At 69.6% G+C, this 14,996-nt stretch carries 16 protein-coding genes and 3 pseudogenes; 7 read left to right on the top strand and 12 right to left on the bottom strand.

Annotated features, from left to right (window positions below; genetic code table 11):
- Positions 1–24: 24 nt before the first annotated feature.
- Positions 25–744: a tyrosine-protein phosphatase gene (locus tag ACZ5AJ_RS02490; protein WP_464136793.1), complete on the bottom strand. Its 720-nt coding sequence runs from the start codon at positions 742–744 to the stop codon at positions 25–27.
- Positions 745–1,622: 878 nt separating this feature from the next.
- Between ACZ5AJ_RS02490 and ACZ5AJ_RS02485 the strand changes: the two genes are divergently transcribed.
- On the top strand, positions 1,623–2,942 hold the full coding sequence (locus ACZ5AJ_RS02485; protein ID WP_464136791.1) for an ISL3 family transposase: 1,320 nt from the start codon (positions 1,623–1,625) through the stop codon (positions 2,940–2,942).
- Positions 2,943–2,980: 38 nt separating this feature from the next.
- The gene (locus ACZ5AJ_RS02480) at positions 2,981–3,268 is read left to right on the top strand and encodes a DUF6966 domain-containing protein (RefSeq protein ID WP_464136789.1); all 288 of its coding nucleotides are present in this window, start codon (positions 2,981–2,983) and stop codon (positions 3,266–3,268) included.
- 473 nt (positions 3,269–3,741) lie between these two features.
- Here ACZ5AJ_RS02480 and ACZ5AJ_RS02475 read toward each other — a convergent pair whose 3' ends face one another.
- From ACZ5AJ_RS02475 to ychF, 6 genes and pseudogenes are all read right to left on the bottom strand, one after another.
- Positions 3,742–3,867 (bottom strand): hypothetical protein, encoded by a 126-nt coding sequence (locus tag ACZ5AJ_RS02475; RefSeq protein ID WP_464138792.1) that lies wholly within the window; start codon positions 3,865–3,867, stop codon positions 3,742–3,744.
- Positions 3,868–3,924: 57 nt separating this feature from the next.
- A pseudogene (locus ACZ5AJ_RS02470) lies at positions 3,925–4,020 on the bottom strand (GNAT family N-acetyltransferase); the annotation flags it as partial.
- Positions 4,021–4,026: 6 nt separating this feature from the next.
- Complete coding sequence (locus ACZ5AJ_RS02465) at positions 4,027–4,278, bottom strand: GNAT family N-acetyltransferase (RefSeq protein WP_464136787.1); 252 nt, start codon at positions 4,276–4,278, stop codon at positions 4,027–4,029.
- Positions 4,275–4,575, bottom strand: a pseudogene (locus ACZ5AJ_RS02460) (HigA family addiction module antitoxin). The gene ACZ5AJ_RS02465 and the pseudogene ACZ5AJ_RS02460 overlap by 4 nt, the downstream one beginning before the upstream one ends.
- A pseudogene (locus tag ACZ5AJ_RS02455) lies at positions 4,562–4,820 on the bottom strand (type II toxin-antitoxin system RelE/ParE family toxin). The pseudogenes ACZ5AJ_RS02460 and ACZ5AJ_RS02455 overlap by 14 nt, the downstream one beginning before the upstream one ends.
- A 33-nt stretch (positions 4,821–4,853) precedes the next feature.
- Positions 4,854–5,939, bottom strand: coding sequence for a redox-regulated ATPase YchF (gene ychF / locus ACZ5AJ_RS02450; protein ID WP_464136785.1), 1,086 nt, complete (start codon positions 5,937–5,939; stop codon positions 4,854–4,856).
- Between the two features lie 96 nt (positions 5,940–6,035).
- Between ychF and ACZ5AJ_RS02445 the strand changes: the two genes are divergently transcribed.
- On the top strand, positions 6,036–6,839 hold the full coding sequence (locus ACZ5AJ_RS02445) for a nuclear transport factor 2 family protein (protein ID WP_464136784.1): 804 nt from the start codon (positions 6,036–6,038) through the stop codon (positions 6,837–6,839).
- Between the two features lie 52 nt (positions 6,840–6,891).
- Here the strand turns inward: ACZ5AJ_RS02445 and ACZ5AJ_RS02440 are convergent, their stop codons facing one another.
- Positions 6,892–7,536, bottom strand: a complete 645-nt coding sequence (locus tag ACZ5AJ_RS02440) for an NAD(P)-dependent oxidoreductase (RefSeq protein ID WP_464136782.1) — start codon at positions 7,534–7,536, stop codon at positions 6,892–6,894.
- 247 nt (positions 7,537–7,783) lie between these two features.
- On the opposite strand from ACZ5AJ_RS02440, the gene ACZ5AJ_RS02435 reads away from it, so the two are divergent.
- Complete coding sequence (locus tag ACZ5AJ_RS02435) at positions 7,784–8,188, top strand: winged helix-turn-helix transcriptional regulator (RefSeq protein WP_464136780.1); 405 nt, start codon at positions 7,784–7,786, stop codon at positions 8,186–8,188.
- Between the two features lie 33 nt (positions 8,189–8,221).
- Here the strand turns inward: ACZ5AJ_RS02435 and ACZ5AJ_RS02430 are convergent, their stop codons facing one another.
- Positions 8,222–9,001, bottom strand: a complete 780-nt coding sequence (locus ACZ5AJ_RS02430; RefSeq protein ID WP_464136778.1) for a hypothetical protein — start codon at positions 8,999–9,001, stop codon at positions 8,222–8,224.
- Between the two features lie 158 nt (positions 9,002–9,159).
- Here ACZ5AJ_RS02430 and ACZ5AJ_RS02425 point away from each other — a divergent pair, with 158 nt between their 5' ends.
- On the top strand, positions 9,160–10,374 hold the full coding sequence (locus tag ACZ5AJ_RS02425) for a DNA recombination protein RmuC (RefSeq protein WP_464136777.1): 1,215 nt from the start codon (positions 9,160–9,162) through the stop codon (positions 10,372–10,374).
- Here ACZ5AJ_RS02425 and ACZ5AJ_RS02420 read toward each other — a convergent pair.
- Together ACZ5AJ_RS02420 and ACZ5AJ_RS02415 are read right to left on the bottom strand one after the other, a co-directional pair.
- Positions 10,263–11,000 carry a TetR/AcrR family transcriptional regulator C-terminal domain-containing protein gene (locus ACZ5AJ_RS02420; protein WP_464138674.1) on the bottom strand — a complete coding sequence of 246 codons (738 nt, stop codon included), beginning with the start codon at positions 10,998–11,000 and terminating at the stop codon, positions 10,263–10,265. The genes ACZ5AJ_RS02425 and ACZ5AJ_RS02420 overlap by 112 nt on opposite strands.
- Before the next feature lie 161 nt (positions 11,001–11,161).
- Positions 11,162–12,166, bottom strand: coding sequence for a 4-hydroxy-3-methylbut-2-enyl diphosphate reductase (locus ACZ5AJ_RS02415; protein ID WP_464136776.1), 1,005 nt, complete (start codon positions 12,164–12,166; stop codon positions 11,162–11,164).
- Positions 12,167–12,365: 199 nt separating this feature from the next.
- Here ACZ5AJ_RS02415 and xseA point away from each other — a divergent pair, with 199 nt between their 5' ends.
- Both xseA and ACZ5AJ_RS02405 read left to right on the top strand, forming a co-directional pair.
- Entirely contained in the window at positions 12,366–13,706 is a 1,341-nt protein-coding gene (gene xseA / locus ACZ5AJ_RS02410; protein WP_464136774.1) for an exodeoxyribonuclease VII large subunit, read from the top strand.
- On the top strand, positions 13,703–13,990 hold the full coding sequence (locus ACZ5AJ_RS02405; protein ID WP_464136772.1) for an exodeoxyribonuclease VII small subunit: 288 nt from the start codon (positions 13,703–13,705) through the stop codon (positions 13,988–13,990). Before xseA ends, ACZ5AJ_RS02405 begins: the two co-directional genes overlap by 4 nt.
- Positions 13,991–14,123: 133 nt before the next feature.
- Here ACZ5AJ_RS02405 and ACZ5AJ_RS02400 read toward each other — a convergent pair whose 3' ends face one another.
- Positions 14,124–14,663, bottom strand: coding sequence for a DUF4245 family protein (locus ACZ5AJ_RS02400; RefSeq protein ID WP_464136771.1), 540 nt, complete (start codon positions 14,661–14,663; stop codon positions 14,124–14,126).
- Positions 14,664–14,996 lie beyond the last annotated feature (333 nt).

Genomic DNA, 14,996 nt, shown 5'->3' with positions numbered 1-14,996 from the left:
CGTGCGTGACCCGCGGCGTATCTATCACGTCGTCAAGAGGTTCTGGAGTGCATCCCTCGTCTCGCCACCCACACCGACGGCGTCCATGATCGAGTCGGGTTCTGCGATGAACGCCTCCACATGCGGCGTCACCTCCGACAGCCACGTCGTGGCCTGTTCCTGCGACCATGAAGCCTGTCGATCGTGGGTCGGCCCGCCGTGAGCGGCCGTTCCGGCCATGACGCGGACGGATTCCGCGTAGTCAGCCACAATGTCGGCCGCCCGCACCCCGGCATTGGCGAGCAGGAGCGCCGAGATCATCCCCGTTCGATCACGTCCCGCCGAGCAGTGAACGAAAACTCCAGGGTCCGAACTGGCGATGGCCTCGAGCGTCACTCGGATGTGTTCGGGAAGTATCCGCACATTGTGTTGCCAATACTCTGGCGAGTCGAGGATCGGAAGGCAGACCTCGCGGAACTCCGGATGCCCTTGATCCTCGGTGGGCGCGAGCACGATTGACACGTCGCGCGGTGGCACCGCTGCCGGATCCGTTTCTCTCGCTCCGACCTCGTAGTCGCACCGCAGGTCGACGATCGACCGAAGGCCCCACGCCGAGGCGTCGCGCCACCCCTCATCGGTCAAGAGCTCACGCCGGGGGCCACGAGCGACCCGCCCGCGCGAGGTCACGCCGTCGGCCACCAGCGGAGTCGGCAGCCCGCCCAGATCACGTACATTGCGGATGCCATCCCACGTCAGCGCTCGCATCGACTCAGGCTAGCATCACTGCCGGTCGGCACCATCGCGCCCGAACCGGCATTCCACTCACACGTTGAAGCGGAACTCCACCGGGTTCCGGCACGGAGAACCATCAGCGCCGACGTTGCCTCATCCCAAGGGGAGGCGCGCGGGGAGCGCTTCTGCAGTCTCGTCGGCGCGACGCACAGTCCGCCAGGTCTGCGGAGCATCGCCCAGAGCCAGATCGGACGGAGCGACTTGCCGCTCAGGCATCCGGCGGTGCGTCACCGCCTGCCGGTCATGGCGGGCCACCACCACCGGCTTCGTACCGGACGTGCGGCACGACGCTTCGCCCGATCCGTGTAGGAGTCGAAGGCCGAAACATACGCGCCCTCAGGAAGGCTTAGCGCTACGGGGCTCAGCTCGCGAGCGCGCAGGCCCCTGCCGAGCATCGAGGGGCGCTCTCGCATCCCCTGTGCTCCCGCAGCTGACCGTCGACAGCGCCACCTCCCCTGCGGCAGTGAGACGCAGCCGCCATACGGTGTCTACCTCTCCGAGGCCCGAACCGACGAGGATCGAGGCGGCCGTTCTCAGCCGTTCCTGAGAGGGCAGATCGGCCTGGAGCATGTCTCAGCTCGGCAATACCGCCCCGAGGTCGTAGAAATGCTTTGTGCTGGGCAACAGGGCCAGGAGCGTCGCCGCGTCGTCGACATCCGAGGCTCCATCTGCATGTTCCCAGAATACGGTTCGCCCGTTCCGTGGCGGAGGAATCGGTGAGATGCCCGGCCTAAACTGGCTCTTCGGACATCCGGTGGGGTGAGGGTGGCCGGGCGGTGATTCGGCGGTAGGGGTCGAGGTCCCCGAGGATCAGAAGCGCTAACTCTCTGATTCCGACCGAGGACCTCGACGTGCTTCACCCTACTTCGGGGTGCGCTGACGCGCGCCCCGCCGACTGTCCGTGTGCCCGCTGCGACCTGCTGCTCGGCCTCGACGGCGTCCATGTCGAGCACGTCGAGCGTCGCGACGGACTTCTTGTGGTGACCGTTTCGACTCCGGCGTCCCCGACGGGCTGCCCGGGGTGCGGCGTGCTCGTGACGAGCCGTGGTCGGCGCCTTCGGGTGCTGCATGACGTGCCGGGTGTGACGCGGGTGAGGGTGGTGTGGCGGCAGCGGATGTGGCGGTGCGGCGAGTCCGGCTGTCCGCGGAAGACGTTCGTGGAACAGGTCCCGTCGCTGGTCGCGCCGCGCGGGTCGATCACGAAGCGCGCCGTCGCGTGGGCGATCGGGCAGCTGCGTCGCGAGCACGCCACCATCCAAGGACTCGCCCGGCAGCTCGGGACGTCGTGGAAGACGGTGTGGCGGGCCGTCGAACCCGAACTGGTCAAGCTCGCGGCGGACGAGTCCCGGTTCGAGAATGTCACCAGCCTCGGCGTCGACGAGCACGTCTGGCATCACGTCGACCCGCGCCGACGGGGGCCGAAGGAGCTGACCGGGATGGTCGACCTCACCCGCGACAGCCAAGGGAAGACGCGGGCCAGGCTGCTGGATCTGGTGCCCGGTCGATCCGGGAAGGCGTACGCGACCTGGCTCGGTGAGCGCGGCGACGCGTTCCGGAAGCAGGTGAAGGTCGCCGCGTTGGATCCGTTCGCCGGATACAAGACCGCGATCGACGACAAGCTCGACGACGCCGTCGCCGTCCTCGACGCGTTCCACGTTGCGAAGCTCGGCACCGCCGCGGTCGACGAGGTCCGCCGTCGCGTTCAGCAGGACACCCTCGGGCACCGCGGACGCAAGGGCGACCCGCTCTACGGGGTGCAGACCATCCTGCGCGCCGGGGCCGAGAACCTCACCGAGAAGCAGCGGGTGAGGCTGACCGCGGCGATGGAAGCCGACCCCGCGCACGACGAAGTGTCCGTCGCTTGGCAGTGCGCGCAGCAACTCCGCTCCGCCTACCACCAGGGCGATCTGGCTGCGGGGCGGCGGATCGCTGAGCAAGTCGTCGACACGTTCCACACCTGCCCGATCCCCGAGATCGCACGACTGGGCCGCACCCTCCGCCGCTGGCGCGACGCGTTCCTGGCGTACTTCACGACGGGGCGGTCATCGAACGGTGGCACCGAGGCCGTGAACGGGATCATCGAGCTCCACCGCCGCCTCGCCCGCGGCTACCGCAACCGGCACAACTACCGGCTCCGCATGCTCCTCGCCGCCGGCGGACTCACCCCATGACCCCCACCGGATGTCCGAAGAGCCCCTAAACTCAACTCATGCCGTACGACGCACTGCAGGTCGAACTCATGAATCTGAGCAGTCTCCTGGACCAAGTGAGCGACGACTGGTGGTCATCGTGGGCTCGACGAGCCGCGGCCAGACTCGCAAGCGGGCGCGCGGTGCCCGGGGACGTACGCTCCGCGTTCGGAGGAATGGGCAGCCTGAACGATCTCGTGATCCACCCGGCCAACGGTCACGAGATTGCCTCCGACGACGTCGACGCAGTGAACAACAAACTCGACGGCCTCCGTTCAAGAATCTGGCAGTTGAGCCAACAGCATTAGCCGACCGGCTCGCGGGCGGCCTCGCGATCGGCAAGAACGTCAGCGTTCTTGCGTTCCGCCGCCACGTCATCGAAGGGCAACACCGAACGACTCCCTCGATACGGCGCAAGCGCCGATTCGATGTGCCTGGCCAGTTAAGTCTTACGGCGACCGTCCGGTAGTCCCAGAACACTGGCAAGCAGTTCAGCGAGCGCAACAGATGTGATCGCAACGTCGGGGTGAGCGACGCCGACAATGACACCGACAGAATTGAGCCGTGCGCCATACCATTGCTCGTCGACCACCTTCTGGTTTACGACGGCCGGATCGGGCCACGCTAGCAAGCACCCGTGACGCGCTTGAGGAACTGATCGACGCTTCGCACAACTGGCGAGATCGCCACTAATTCTTCACGACCTAGAGCCGTCAGAGGTTAAAGCGCAAAACGAAATTTGACCGAGTTCCGGCACGGAGAACCATCTGGAGCCCCGCCGCTACCCGTCGATCATCGGGAGGGGATCGAAGGATGGTGAAGGATCGGATCCCAGCCGTCCGTAGGTGTCCACGTCGATCCGCTGACCGTCCACGAGGAACTTCTCACGCTCGGTCCCCTCTTTCACGAACCCCGATCGCCTCGCCACCGCTCCTGATGCGGGGTTATTCACCCGATAACCGAGCTCTAGGCGCTCCAGCCCACGTGTGGTCAGCGCCCACTTCGCGATGGTGGCAGCGGCCGCGGCAGTCCAGCCGCGTCCGCGGGCGGCATCCGTCATCCAGTATCAGAACCAGCCGCTACGGTTCTCGTCGTCGACGCTCACGCACACCAGGCCGACGAGCGCATCCTCAGCGACGACGGGCCAGGCTTCGTGCGGCGAGCCCGGCTCCATCAACCTGCTCACGTAGCTATCCGCCTCGGCGAGCGTCGACACGCCGCCCTGGGGCGCCATGTCGGGGTTGGACCTGAAAGCCGAAAGCACGGCGGGAGCATCGTCAGGACGAAGCCGGCGCAGCGCCGGGGACGCAACGCTCATGCGACGCTCAGCGGTGTGATCGCCGCGATCTGCTCGCCCGCCAGGTCCTCTGCACGGTCAAGCTCGTAGTGACTCTGGAGGTTGATCCAGAACTCGGCCGAGGTGCCGAAGAACTTCGCGAGGCGCAGCGGGGTATCCGCCGTGATCGCCGCTTACCGTGGACGATCTCGTTGATGCGTCGCGGCGGTACGCCGATCGACACTGCCAGCTTGTTCTGTGTGATGCCGAAGCCCTCGATGAAGTCCTCCATGAGGACCTCACCGGGATGGAGCGCGCGATCTTGTCAGTGGTAGTCAACGATCTCCACCTCCTCTGGTCCGGCGTCGGTCCACACGAAGCAGACCCGCCACTGGTCGTTGATCCTGATGCTTGTGCTGGCCGGCCCGATTGCCGGGTGGGACGCGCAGGTCGTCAAGCATCTTCGCGGATCCCAGCTGACGCAGCTTTCGCAATGCGACTCGATGGATCCGAGGATCGATCGAGTGCACGCGTTCACGACGCCACAGCCGTTCGGTCACCTTGTCGCCGAACGACCTAATCACGAAACCAGGATGCAACGACCAGCGTCAATAACGCTAGACGTTAAACCGAAACTCAACAACATCCCCGTCGCGCATGACGTAGTCCTTGCCCTCCATGCGGACCCAGCCATGGGCCTTGGCCTCGTTCATGGAGCCGGCCTCGATGAGGTGGTCGTAGGAGACGATCTCCGCCTTGATGAAGCCGCGCTCGAAGTCGGTGTGGATGACACCGGCGGCCTGTGGGGCGGTCGCGCCCTTGGGGATGGTCCAGGCGCGGGACTCCTTCGGACCGGCGGTGAGGTAGGTCTGCAGGCCGAGGGTGTCGAAGCCGACGCGTGCGAGCTGGTCCAGGCCGGACTCCTCCTGGCCAGTGGACTCGAGCATCTCCTTCGCCTCGTCGTCGTCGAGCTCGATGAGCTCGGCCTCGAACTTCGCGTCGAGGAAGATCGCCTCGGCGGGGGCGACGAGCTTGCGCAGCGCATCCTGGGAGGCGGTGTCGGCGAGGCCCTCCTCGTCGGTGTTGAACACGTAGATGAACGGCTTCGCGGTCATGAGCTGCAGCTCGCGCAGCTCGGCGACGTCGATGCCGGCGCCCTCGGCACCCTGGAACAGGGTCACGCCGGTCTCGAGGAGCGCCTGCGCCTTGGTGACGTTCTCGAGCACGGTGGGCTCGATGGTCTTGCGCTTGGTCTCCTTCTCGAGCCGCGGCAGCGCGTTCTCGATGGTCTGGAGGTCGGCGAGGATGAGCTCGGTGGTGATGATCTCCATGTCCCCGGAGGGATCGGTGGAGCCGTCGACACGGGTGACGTCGGGATCGGTGAACGCGCGGGTGACCTGGCAGATCGCGTCGGCCTCGCGGATGTTCGCGAGGAACTTGTTGCCCAGCCCCTCTCCTTCGCTCGCGCCCTTGACGATGCCGGCGATGTCCACGAAGGACACCGTCGCGGGCACCAGCTTCTCGCTGCCGAAGACCTCGGCGAGCCCCTTGAGGCGCGGGTCGGGCAGCGGGACGACGCCGATGTTGGGGTCGATCGTGGCGAACGGATAGTTCGCCGCGAGCACCTCGGCGCGGGTCAGGGCGTTGAACAGGGTTGACTTGCCGACATTGGGCAGTCCGACGATTCCGATGGTGAGAGCCACGGCAGGAGAGTCTACGGCCCGGGATGCGGTCGTCCCAGCCGAAGGGGCGAAGCTCTCTTCCGCGTCTCCGCGAATGCGAACCGATACGCTTCCGGCATGACCTATCCCCTGCCTCCCGCCGCGCCCGATCCCTCCTCCGGCCGTCCCGCACAGCCGCCGACCTCCGGCCAGCAGCCTCCGTCGGCGGCGCCCGGCGCTGTTCCGTCGGGCCAGCCGGGCCAGCCCGGCCAGCCCCAGCCCGCCCAGCCCGGCCAGCCCCAGCCCGCCCAGCCCGGCCAGCCCCAGCCCGCCCAGCCCAGCCAGCCCCAGTCGGGCCAGCAGCCCGAGTTCCAGCCTGCCCAGAACGGCCAGCAGCCCGCGTTCTCCGGCGGCTTCTCGTCGTCGGACTCCTCGGCTCCTGCGTCGGCGTCACCGTGGCTGGGCACCCCCGGTCAGGGAGCACCCGGCCAGGGAGCACCCGCCCAGGCCGCCGGCGGCCAGCCGCCGACGTCCAAGAAGCGCTGGCTCCCCTGGGCGATCGGCGGCTGCGGCTGCCTCCTGATCCTGGCGATCGTCGCCGTGGTCCTGATTTTCGTCTTCGTCATCAACGCCACGAGCGGCCCGCGCAGCACGGTCGAGCAGTACGAGCAGGCGTGGGTCGACGGCGACTGCGAGGCGTTCTTCGCCACCACCACCGAGGACTTCCGCGCCGAGGCCACCTGCGACGACTTCGAGAGCGCCGCCTCAGAGATCTCCGACTTCGAGTTCGAGATCGTCGAGACCTCGAGGAGCGGCGACTCCGCGACGGTGTCGGTCGAGGAAACCTACACCTACTACGGCGACGAGTACGAGCAGTCCGGCGACTTCCATCTGGTCAAGGTCGACGGCGACTGGCTGATCGACTCCTCGTCGGTCGACTGACCGGCGGGGGCCGCCCTCCGGAGCACGGTGCCATCCGGAGGGCGCGCCCGTGTCAGTAGGCGACGGTGAAGCGCTCGCGACGGTGCGCGGGCTCCTCGATCTCGTCGACGACGGCGAGCGCGAGGTCCGCTCCGGAGATGAAGGACTGACCCTCGTCATCGGTCAGCAGCACGTCTCCGCCGGTGCGGTAGCTGCCCGTCGCCTCTCCGGGCGCGAAGCCGCCGAAGCCGCCCGCGGGGCTGACGTAGAACCAGTCATGCTCCTCGCCTGTCGCCCGGAGGTCCTCGAGCACGCCGCCGAGCTCGCGGGCCTCATCCTTGATCGCGTCCGGGAACTCGGGGGTGTCGATGACGAGCGGGCCATCCTCGGAGACCCGCAGCGACCCTGCACCGCCGATGACGCCCAGCCGCCGACTGCCGACCAGCGGCAGCACGGCGCTGTACACGGCGCGCAGGGCGCCGGGCTCGGCGAGGTCCCCGCGCGGGGACGCCGCCTCGATGACGACGTCGGCGCCCTCGAGCACCGATCCGACGAATGCCGTGTCCCGCAGGTCGCCGGCCGCGTGCGATGCGCCCTCGGGCAGGGAGTCGGGGGCGGTGCGGGAGACGGAGACGACGTCGTGACCGCGACGAGCGGCCTCCGCGACGATGTGCGAGCCGGCGTAGCCGGTGCCTCCGAGGACGATGATGCGAGCCATGTCTGCTCCTTCCGGGCGGGATGCGCCCTGACGATGGGTGAGCACGGCCGAGACGGCCATGCGGCGGGGACGACGGCGCCGATCGACAACCGGTTGACAGCCGATCGACAGCCGATCGCCTCTGTGCACTCGATGGTCACTATAGGTAACCTAGGAACTGTCGGGAAGTAGGCACCTTGAGGTAACTGCCTCGAGGTGCCCGGAGCTCCAGCTCCACCTCGTTCCCGGCCGCTCCGGAAGGACTCAGATGGCCCTCGACTTCGACCCCTTCGACCGCACCTGCCCCTCGCGCGGCCTGCTCGACCGCATCGGCGACCGCTGGACGGTGCTGGTGATCCTCACGCTCCAGGACGGTCCGCTGCGCTTCTCGCAGATCCGTCGTCGGATCGACGGCATCTCCCAGAAGATGCTCACCCAGACCCTGCGCTCCCTCGAAGCCGACGGGCTCGTCGAGCGGACCGTCTTCGCCGAGGTCCCGCCGCATGTCGAGTACGAGCTGTCCGAGCTGGGCGGCACGCTCCTCGAACCCCTCGACGCCCTGTTCGAATGGGCACGCTCCCACATGCCGCAGGTGCTCGCGGCACGCCGGGAGGCGAGCGGCGGCGAGCAGGAGCCCGGGGACGACCCAGAGCGCGTGCGCGCAGCCGGCTGAGCACGGTCGGCTGAGCGCGGTCGCCGAGGTCGTTCAGAAGGAGTCGGGCATGCGGACGCTCGTCGTCGGCGGCTGGCAGAAGACCGGCAGCGGCAGGCATCCCAGCGAGCTGCTCGAGACCTTCATGCTGCGCACGATCACCAGGGAGACCGCGCCGTCGGGCAGTTCGGGTGCGGAGGCGGACGGATCCGTGATCGTCCGCTCGTCCATCAGACGGGCGCTGATCAGATAGGGCAGCGCGCAGTCCTCGACCGCAGCGAGATCGGTGACCAGGACGGCATGCAGGTCGGCCTCCGGGTCGTCGATCGGGAAGCCGTGCCCGTCGCCCGAGCTGTCGACCTCGGAGCGGAGCACCTCCTGGCATGTCCCGTCATCGCCGAGGAGCTCGCCCGTCGCGCCATCCCCCTCCGACCAGGAGTCGACCGACCGCAGCGTCAGGGCCGCGGCCTCGGCCGCAGTCCGCCTCTGATCGGTCGGGCCGACGGGGACCTCGCGGTACTCGACCTCGATCAGGGTGCATCTCTGTCGATGATCGGAGGTGAACCAGCCGCTGTCGACCGGGTGGATCGCGCAGCGCAGCCTGCGCTCCGCGCCGACAGGCTCACCGAACTCCTCATCCAGGATCGCGGCGTCGGCGGCGGCGAGATCGGCCAGCTCCGCGACCCCTGCCGCCAGGCCGGCCGTCGCATCACGCTGCGCGTCCCGGGGCAGGAGCAGGGTGACCTGCACGAGGGCGACGCCCCAGATCAGCACGACGACGAGGACGATCGCGCAGAGGACGATGCCGATCCGTCGGCCCAGGCCCCTGCGCATCGTGACCATGCTCGACCCCCTGCCCCGACCCCGGATGCGCCCGGGAACTGCTCCGACTGCTCCCAGAATGCCCCACCCGCGCCGTCACCACCAGGCCCGACGTGCCCCGCGCCGCATGTCGCGGCCGGAATGTCGGGACCGCGTGATGTGCTGGAGGGATGGAAGCCCTCCCCCTCGTCCTGGTCCTGCTGCTCGGCATCGCGCTCGGTGCGACCGGGACGTTCCTGATCATGCGCGAGCGCTCGCGCTCCGCCGAGACCCGCCGCGAGGAGCAGGCGGGAGCCTCCGCCATGCTGCTGGATCTGGCCGGTGAGCGCTTCGATCGCGACACGGCCCGACGAGAGGCCGCGGACCAGGCGCGGGAGGCGAGCCTCCACCGCACCCTCGCCCCCATCAGCGAGTCCCTCGCCCAGGTGGAGCGGGCCCTCGCAAGGACCGAGCGGCTGCGCGCCGAGTCCGAGGGGATGCTGCGCCAGCACCTCGGGGAGCTCGCCGCACGTACCGAGCAGCTCGATGCGGGGACCCATGCCCTCACGGCCGCCCTCCGCGCCCCCACAGCGCGGGGGCGATGGGGTGAGGTGCAGCTGCGGCGGATCGTCGAGGCCGCGGGCATGCTCGAGCACGTCGACTTCAGCGAGCAGCTGCCGGGGAAGCGGGCCGACGGCGCAGGCGGTCAGCGCCCCGACCTGGTGGTCCACCTCGCCGGGGACCGCCGGGTGGTGGTGGACGCCAAGGCGCCGATGGAGGCCTACCTCGACTCCGTCGAGGAGGCCGATCCCGATCGCGCCGCGGGTCGTCGGCATGCGCATGCGAAGGCGCTGCGCCGCCACGTCGACGTGATCTCCTCGAAGGCCTACTGGAAGGCGCTGGGCGACACCCCGGAGTTCACGGTCCTGTTCGTCCCCAGCGACGGAGTGCTCGCGGCCGCGCTCGAACCGGATCCGGGCCTGCTCGAGCACGCCTTCACCCAGGACGTCGTGATCGCCTCCCCCGCCACGCTGATGGCACTGCTGCGCACCGTCGCGCACACCTGGCGCACCGACGCCCTGAACCGCGATGCCCGCACCGTGCTGGAGACCGGGCGGGAGCTCCATCATCGGCTCGGGACCCTCAGCGGGCACCTGGGCAAGGTGGGGCGCTCGCTGGACTCCTCGGTCGCGGCGTTCAACGACGCCGTCGGCTCCCTGCAGTCGCGCGTGATGGTGACCGCACGCCGCTTCGAGGACCTGGGGCTGACGGCCACCCGGATCGATGAGGTCGATCAGCTGACGCGCCGAGCCCGCACCCTCGACGAGTCCGAAATCGCCGATCTCGCCACCCCTGCGGACAGCAGTCTCAAGGAGGAGGCCGACGACGGCCGGTCGGCGAGCTGAGCCTCGCCGCCTCGGGCCTGCCGACTGCGGGACCGTCGCTTCTCGAGTCCGTCCAGCAGCAGGTCGACACCCAGCATGAACTCGTCGTCGACCTCGAGGGTGGCACCCTCGAGCACCGGCACGGCGGCATCGGCTGCAGGTGATCGCGACTCCAGGGCGTACAGCCGATGGACGTGCGGGAAGCGCTCGCTCGTGACCGCATCGGAGAGCAGCGCGGCTCCGTCGGCGGTCGCCGCCAGCATCCCCTCATCGGCGAGCGAGCGCTCCAGCTCGACCATGGAGGCGGCGAGCTGGGAGATCACCAGGATCACTCCGAGCTTCGCCTCGTCGTCGATGTCGAGATCCTCCAGCGCGCCGACGCCCAGATCCGCCGCCCGCACCGAGTTCGGCATCAGCACGGCGGCCTGGCCCCGCGGGATCTCCAGCGCCCAGGGGTGCGACCGATAGACCTCGCGCACCATCAGCGCCCAGGCCCGGAGCCCTTCGCGCCATCCGTCAGGAAGCCGCACCTCCTCGGGGATGCTCAGCGCCGCATCCTGCATGAGCTGCAGCAGCTCCTCCTTGCTGGAGACGTAGCGGTACAGGGACATGGTGGTGAACCCCAGAGACGCCGCGACAGCCTGCATCGTCACGGCGGCGAGCCCCTCGGCATCGGCGATAGCCCTCGCCGTCGCCGTGGCGGCGTTCGTCTTCCCACGGCGGACCGCCGGGTGACCGCACCCGCGCGCACCGGACCGTCGGCGGCAGGCCGTCAGCGGTAGGCCGTCAGCGGCAGGCGGCCGGCCGATCAGGACTCGGCGGTGGCGCGGTCCCCGCTGGGCTTGGTGCGGCGGTCGCCGTCCCCCCGCGAGGACAGCTCCTGGCGCAGCTCGCGCGGCAGCGAGAACATCAGGTCCTCGGTCGCGGTGCGCACCGGCTTGACGTCGCCGTAGCCGCGCTCGGCGAGCTCGGCGAGCAGCTGCTGGACCAGGATGTCCGGGACCGAGGCGCCCGAGGTCACGCCGACGGTCCCGACGCCCTCGAACCACTCCTCACGCAGCTCCTCGACGGAGTCGATCCGATGAGAGGCCTTGGCGCCGGCCTCGAGCGCGACCTCCATGAGACGCACCGAGTTGGAGGAGTTCGGGGAGCCGACCACGAGCACCAGGTCCGACTCCGGAGCGATCTTCTTGATCGCGACCTGCCGGTTCTGCGTGGCGTAGCAGATGTCGTCGCTGGGCGGGGCCTGCAGCGTCGGGAAGCGCTCCTTGAGCCGGTCCACCGTCTCCATGGTCTCGTCGACGCTGAGCGTGGTCTGCGACAGCCACACGACCTTCTCGGGATCGCGCACGGTGACCGAGCCGACGTCGTCGGGCGAGTTCACGATCTGGACGTGGTCCGGCGCCTCCCCCGCGGTGCCCTCGACCTCCTCATGGCCGGTGTGGCCGACGAGCAGGATGTCGTAGTCCTGACGCGCGAAGCGCACCGCCTCCTTGTGGACCTTGGTCACGAGCGGGCAGGTCGCGTCGATCGTGCGCAGGTTGCGCTCCTTCGCCATCTCCCGCACCTTCGGCGAGATGCCGTGCGCGGAGAAGATCACGAGCGAGCCCTCGGGGATCTCGTCGACCTCGTCGACGAACACGGCGCCCTTGTCCTTCAGGCGATCGACGACGTACTTGTTGTGCACGATCTCGTGCCGCACGTACACGGTCTCGTCGTAGTGCTCGAGCGCCCTCTCGACGGCGACGACGGCGCGGTCGACGCCCGCGCAGTATCCGCGGGGCTCTGCCAGGAGGACGGTTCCGGTGCTCACCGCTCCATCGTAGGAAACCGCAGGCCCGATGGGGCGGTCCGTGGGGCGAGGCTCACCAACCCTCCACATGCGCCGTGCTCCCGGGCATCCGGCAACCGGCATCCCACATCCGACGGCGCGGTGCTCCTCCCCATGCGGCCTTCGTCCCCAGCGGGCCCGTCACCGCTGAGCTGTCACCGGGACATGCCAGAGTGGACCCATGAGCCAGACCCTCCCCGAGCCGGAGCCCGGGGCCGACGGCGCCGCAGCAGAGGGCGCCGCGGCCGACGCACCCCGCCGTGCCCTCGCGCCCACCGCCGCGCAGACCACCGCGGAGAACCCCTGGCCCCTGCGCCAGCTGGCGGTGAAGGTCCGCGAGTACGTCGAGCGGATGTCGCCGATCTGGGTCGAGGGCCAGATCGTGCAGCTGAACCGCCGCCCCGGCTCCGGCATGGCCTTCATGACGCTGCGGGATGCGGAGGTGGACATGTCCTTCTCCGTCCCGGTGCGCGAGCGCGTCCTGCGCACGCTGCCCATGGAGCCGGTCGCGGGCGCGCGAGTCGTCGTGCACGCCAGGCCGACCTTCTGGACCAAGCGCGGCAGCCTCCAGCTGGAGGCCGACGACATGCGCCCCGTCGGCATCGGAGAGCTCCTCGCGCAGCTCGAGCAGCTCAAGCGAGTGCTCGCCGCGGAGGGCCTGTTCGATCCCGCCCGCAAGAAGCCCCTGCCGTTCCTTCCGCGCACGGTCGGGCTCATCTGCGGCCGCGAGTCCGCCGCCGAGCGCGATGTGGTCGTCAACGCCCGGCGCCGCTGGCCCGCGGTGCGCTTCGAGATCCGCGAGGTCGCGGTGCAGGGGGCGAAGGCCGTGCGCGAGGTCTCGGCAGCACTGCGGGAGCTCGACGATCTCGAGGAGGTCGACGTCATCATCGTCTCCCGAGGAGGGGGCTCGCTCGAGGACCTGCTGCCCTTCTCCGACGAGCAGCTCACGCGCCTGGTCGCCTCCGCCTCCACCCCGATCGTCTCGGCCATCGGACACGAGGTCGACACGCCGCTGATCGACCTCGCCGCCGACGTCCGCGCCTCGACACCGACGGACGCCGCCAAGCGAGTGGTCCCCGACATCCAGGCGGAGCTGGACCAGCTCACACTCGGACGCACCCGTCTGCGCACCGCGATCCGCGGCCGCCTCGAGCGCGAGCAGTCCGCACTGGAGGCGATCCGCTCACGGCCGGTGCTGGAGGATCCCACCACCATCCTCACCGGCCGAGCCGACGAGATCCGCTCTCGCACGGCGCTCGCCCGCACCCTCATCGGCGCACGGCTCGACCGCGCCGCGGACGAGGTCGCGCACCTCGGACGGCAGGTCCGAGCGCTCAGCCCCCTGGCCACCCTCGAGCGCGGCTACGCCGTCGTGCAGACTCCCGACGGCGCGATCCTGCGCTCCCCCGCCGACTCGGCTCCCGGCGATCCGCTCACCGTGAGGGTCGCCGACGGCCGCTTCGGCGTCCAGCGCACCGAGCACGACCCCTACATCCCCCCGACCCGCGAGGAGACCGCATGACCGCCGCCGACGACCACCGCACCGAGAGCATCGAGCCGGCCGAGCCCGCCGACGCCGACGCAGCCGAAGCGCTGCCCGAGGACATCGCAGCGCTCAGCTATGAGGCCGCCCGGGACCAGCTCGTCGACGTGGTCCGACGACTCGAGTCCGGGCAGGGCGGCCTCGAGGACTCGATCGCGCTGTGGGAGCGCGGAGAGATGCTCGCCCGCCGCTGCCAGCAGTGGCTCGATGGCGCCCGCGAACGCCTCGAGGACGCCGTCTCGGCCCGTCGCGACGAGGGGTGAGAGAGGCTCTCGCGGTTCCGGTCGGATCGGCCTCCCGTGGGGTGGTCGTCACGTCCGACCGTGCTCACGTCCGACCGTGCTCGCGTCCGATCTGAACCCGGTCCGACGGTCGTCGCGCAGAACGAGCGGAGTGTCAGCTCATCGAGCTGATCGATGCCTCCATCACCGCACGCAGCTCGGCGTCGTCAGTCGTCCCGTGCACGAGGATCCCCCAGCCGTCGCCTGCGCAGGAGAGCCCACGGGCGAGCTCCTCCTCGGAGGAGCCGCCGGTCGCGAGCACCTGGCACTGGGCCCCCTCGACCTCGATCTCCTCCTCGACCGATGCACCGGGCAGTGCCGCGGCGATGACGGGGGCGCCGATCTCCTCCTGCTCCGTCAGGGTCACCAGCTCTCCGTCGGGCGACGTGTAGGTGATCTCCCAGCTGGCGACGTCCGACGCATCCAGCCGCGCAGTGCGCACCGTCCACTCCTCACCCAGGGCCGGCTCGGCGACCGGGAAGTCCACGGCGCCGCGGGCGCGCTCCGCGGTCTCCGACAGATCCAGCTGCGAGTTCTCGGGCGTCTCCTGGTCATCCTTGCTGCCGACGCCGAAGAACGCGATCGCGATGAGCACGACGACCGCCATCGTCAGGCTCATCGCCCACACCATGTTCCGCAGCGGAGTCCTCGCCATATCGGCATAGCGTGACTTCCTGGGCGCCGGGGCCGGTGCCGAGGCAGGGACCTGATCGTGCGGAGCATGCTCCGACGGAGACTGGTCCGACGGGGACTGGTCGGTGGGAGCCTGGTCCGACGAGACCTGGTCAGTGGGAGCCTGGTCGGGTGCAGCGCTGTCGGCCGTCATCGGAGAGGGTGAGGAAGAGGCGTCGGAGGGACCGTGCATGCCCCCATTCTCCCCTGCCGCGCCTGAGGGCAGGGCGAGTGATCCCCCACTGGTCCACGCACCGGTCCGCACCCGTCCACATCAGCGGCCGGACAGTTCGCCCCCAGGCGCGAAACCTGCGAT

This window comes from Brachybacterium zhongshanense (assembly GCF_055385755.1).
This window is presented reverse-complemented; position numbering and strand designations above follow the sequence as displayed.

What these genes read in the sequence shown, in the direction of transcription:
- ACZ5AJ_RS02490 (WP_464136793.1), bottom strand. Translation starts at nt 744, where the DNA reads ATGCGAGCGCTGACGTGGGATGGCATCCGCAATGTACGTGATCTGGGC.
- ACZ5AJ_RS02480 (WP_464136789.1), top strand. Translation starts at nt 2,981, where the DNA reads ATGCCGTACGACGCACTGCAGGTCGAACTCATGAATCTGAGCAGTCTC.
- ACZ5AJ_RS02465 (WP_464136787.1), bottom strand. Translation starts at nt 4,278, where the DNA reads ATGAGCGTTGCGTCCCCGGCGCTGCGCCGGCTTCGTCCTGACGATGCT.
- ACZ5AJ_RS02445 (WP_464136784.1), top strand. Translation starts at nt 6,036, where the DNA reads ATGACCTATCCCCTGCCTCCCGCCGCGCCCGATCCCTCCTCCGGCCGT.
- ACZ5AJ_RS02440 (WP_464136782.1), bottom strand. Translation starts at nt 7,536, where the DNA reads ATGGCTCGCATCATCGTCCTCGGAGGCACCGGCTACGCCGGCTCGCAC.
- ACZ5AJ_RS02435 (WP_464136780.1), top strand. Translation starts at nt 7,784, where the DNA reads ATGGCCCTCGACTTCGACCCCTTCGACCGCACCTGCCCCTCGCGCGGC.
- ACZ5AJ_RS02430 (WP_464136778.1), bottom strand. Translation starts at nt 9,001, where the DNA reads ATGCGCAGGGGCCTGGGCCGACGGATCGGCATCGTCCTCTGCGCGATC.
- ACZ5AJ_RS02425 (WP_464136777.1), top strand. Translation starts at nt 9,160, where the DNA reads ATGGAAGCCCTCCCCCTCGTCCTGGTCCTGCTGCTCGGCATCGCGCTC.
- ACZ5AJ_RS02420 (WP_464138674.1), bottom strand. Translation starts at nt 11,000, where the DNA reads ATGCAGGCTGTCGCGGCGTCTCTGGGGTTCACCACCATGTCCCTGTAC.
- xseA (WP_464136774.1), top strand. Translation starts at nt 12,366, where the DNA reads ATGAGCCAGACCCTCCCCGAGCCGGAGCCCGGGGCCGACGGCGCCGCA.
- ACZ5AJ_RS02405 (WP_464136772.1), top strand. Translation starts at nt 13,703, where the DNA reads ATGACCGCCGCCGACGACCACCGCACCGAGAGCATCGAGCCGGCCGAG.
- ACZ5AJ_RS02400 (WP_464136771.1), bottom strand. Translation starts at nt 14,663, where the DNA reads ATGGCGAGGACTCCGCTGCGGAACATGGTGTGGGCGATGAGCCTGACG.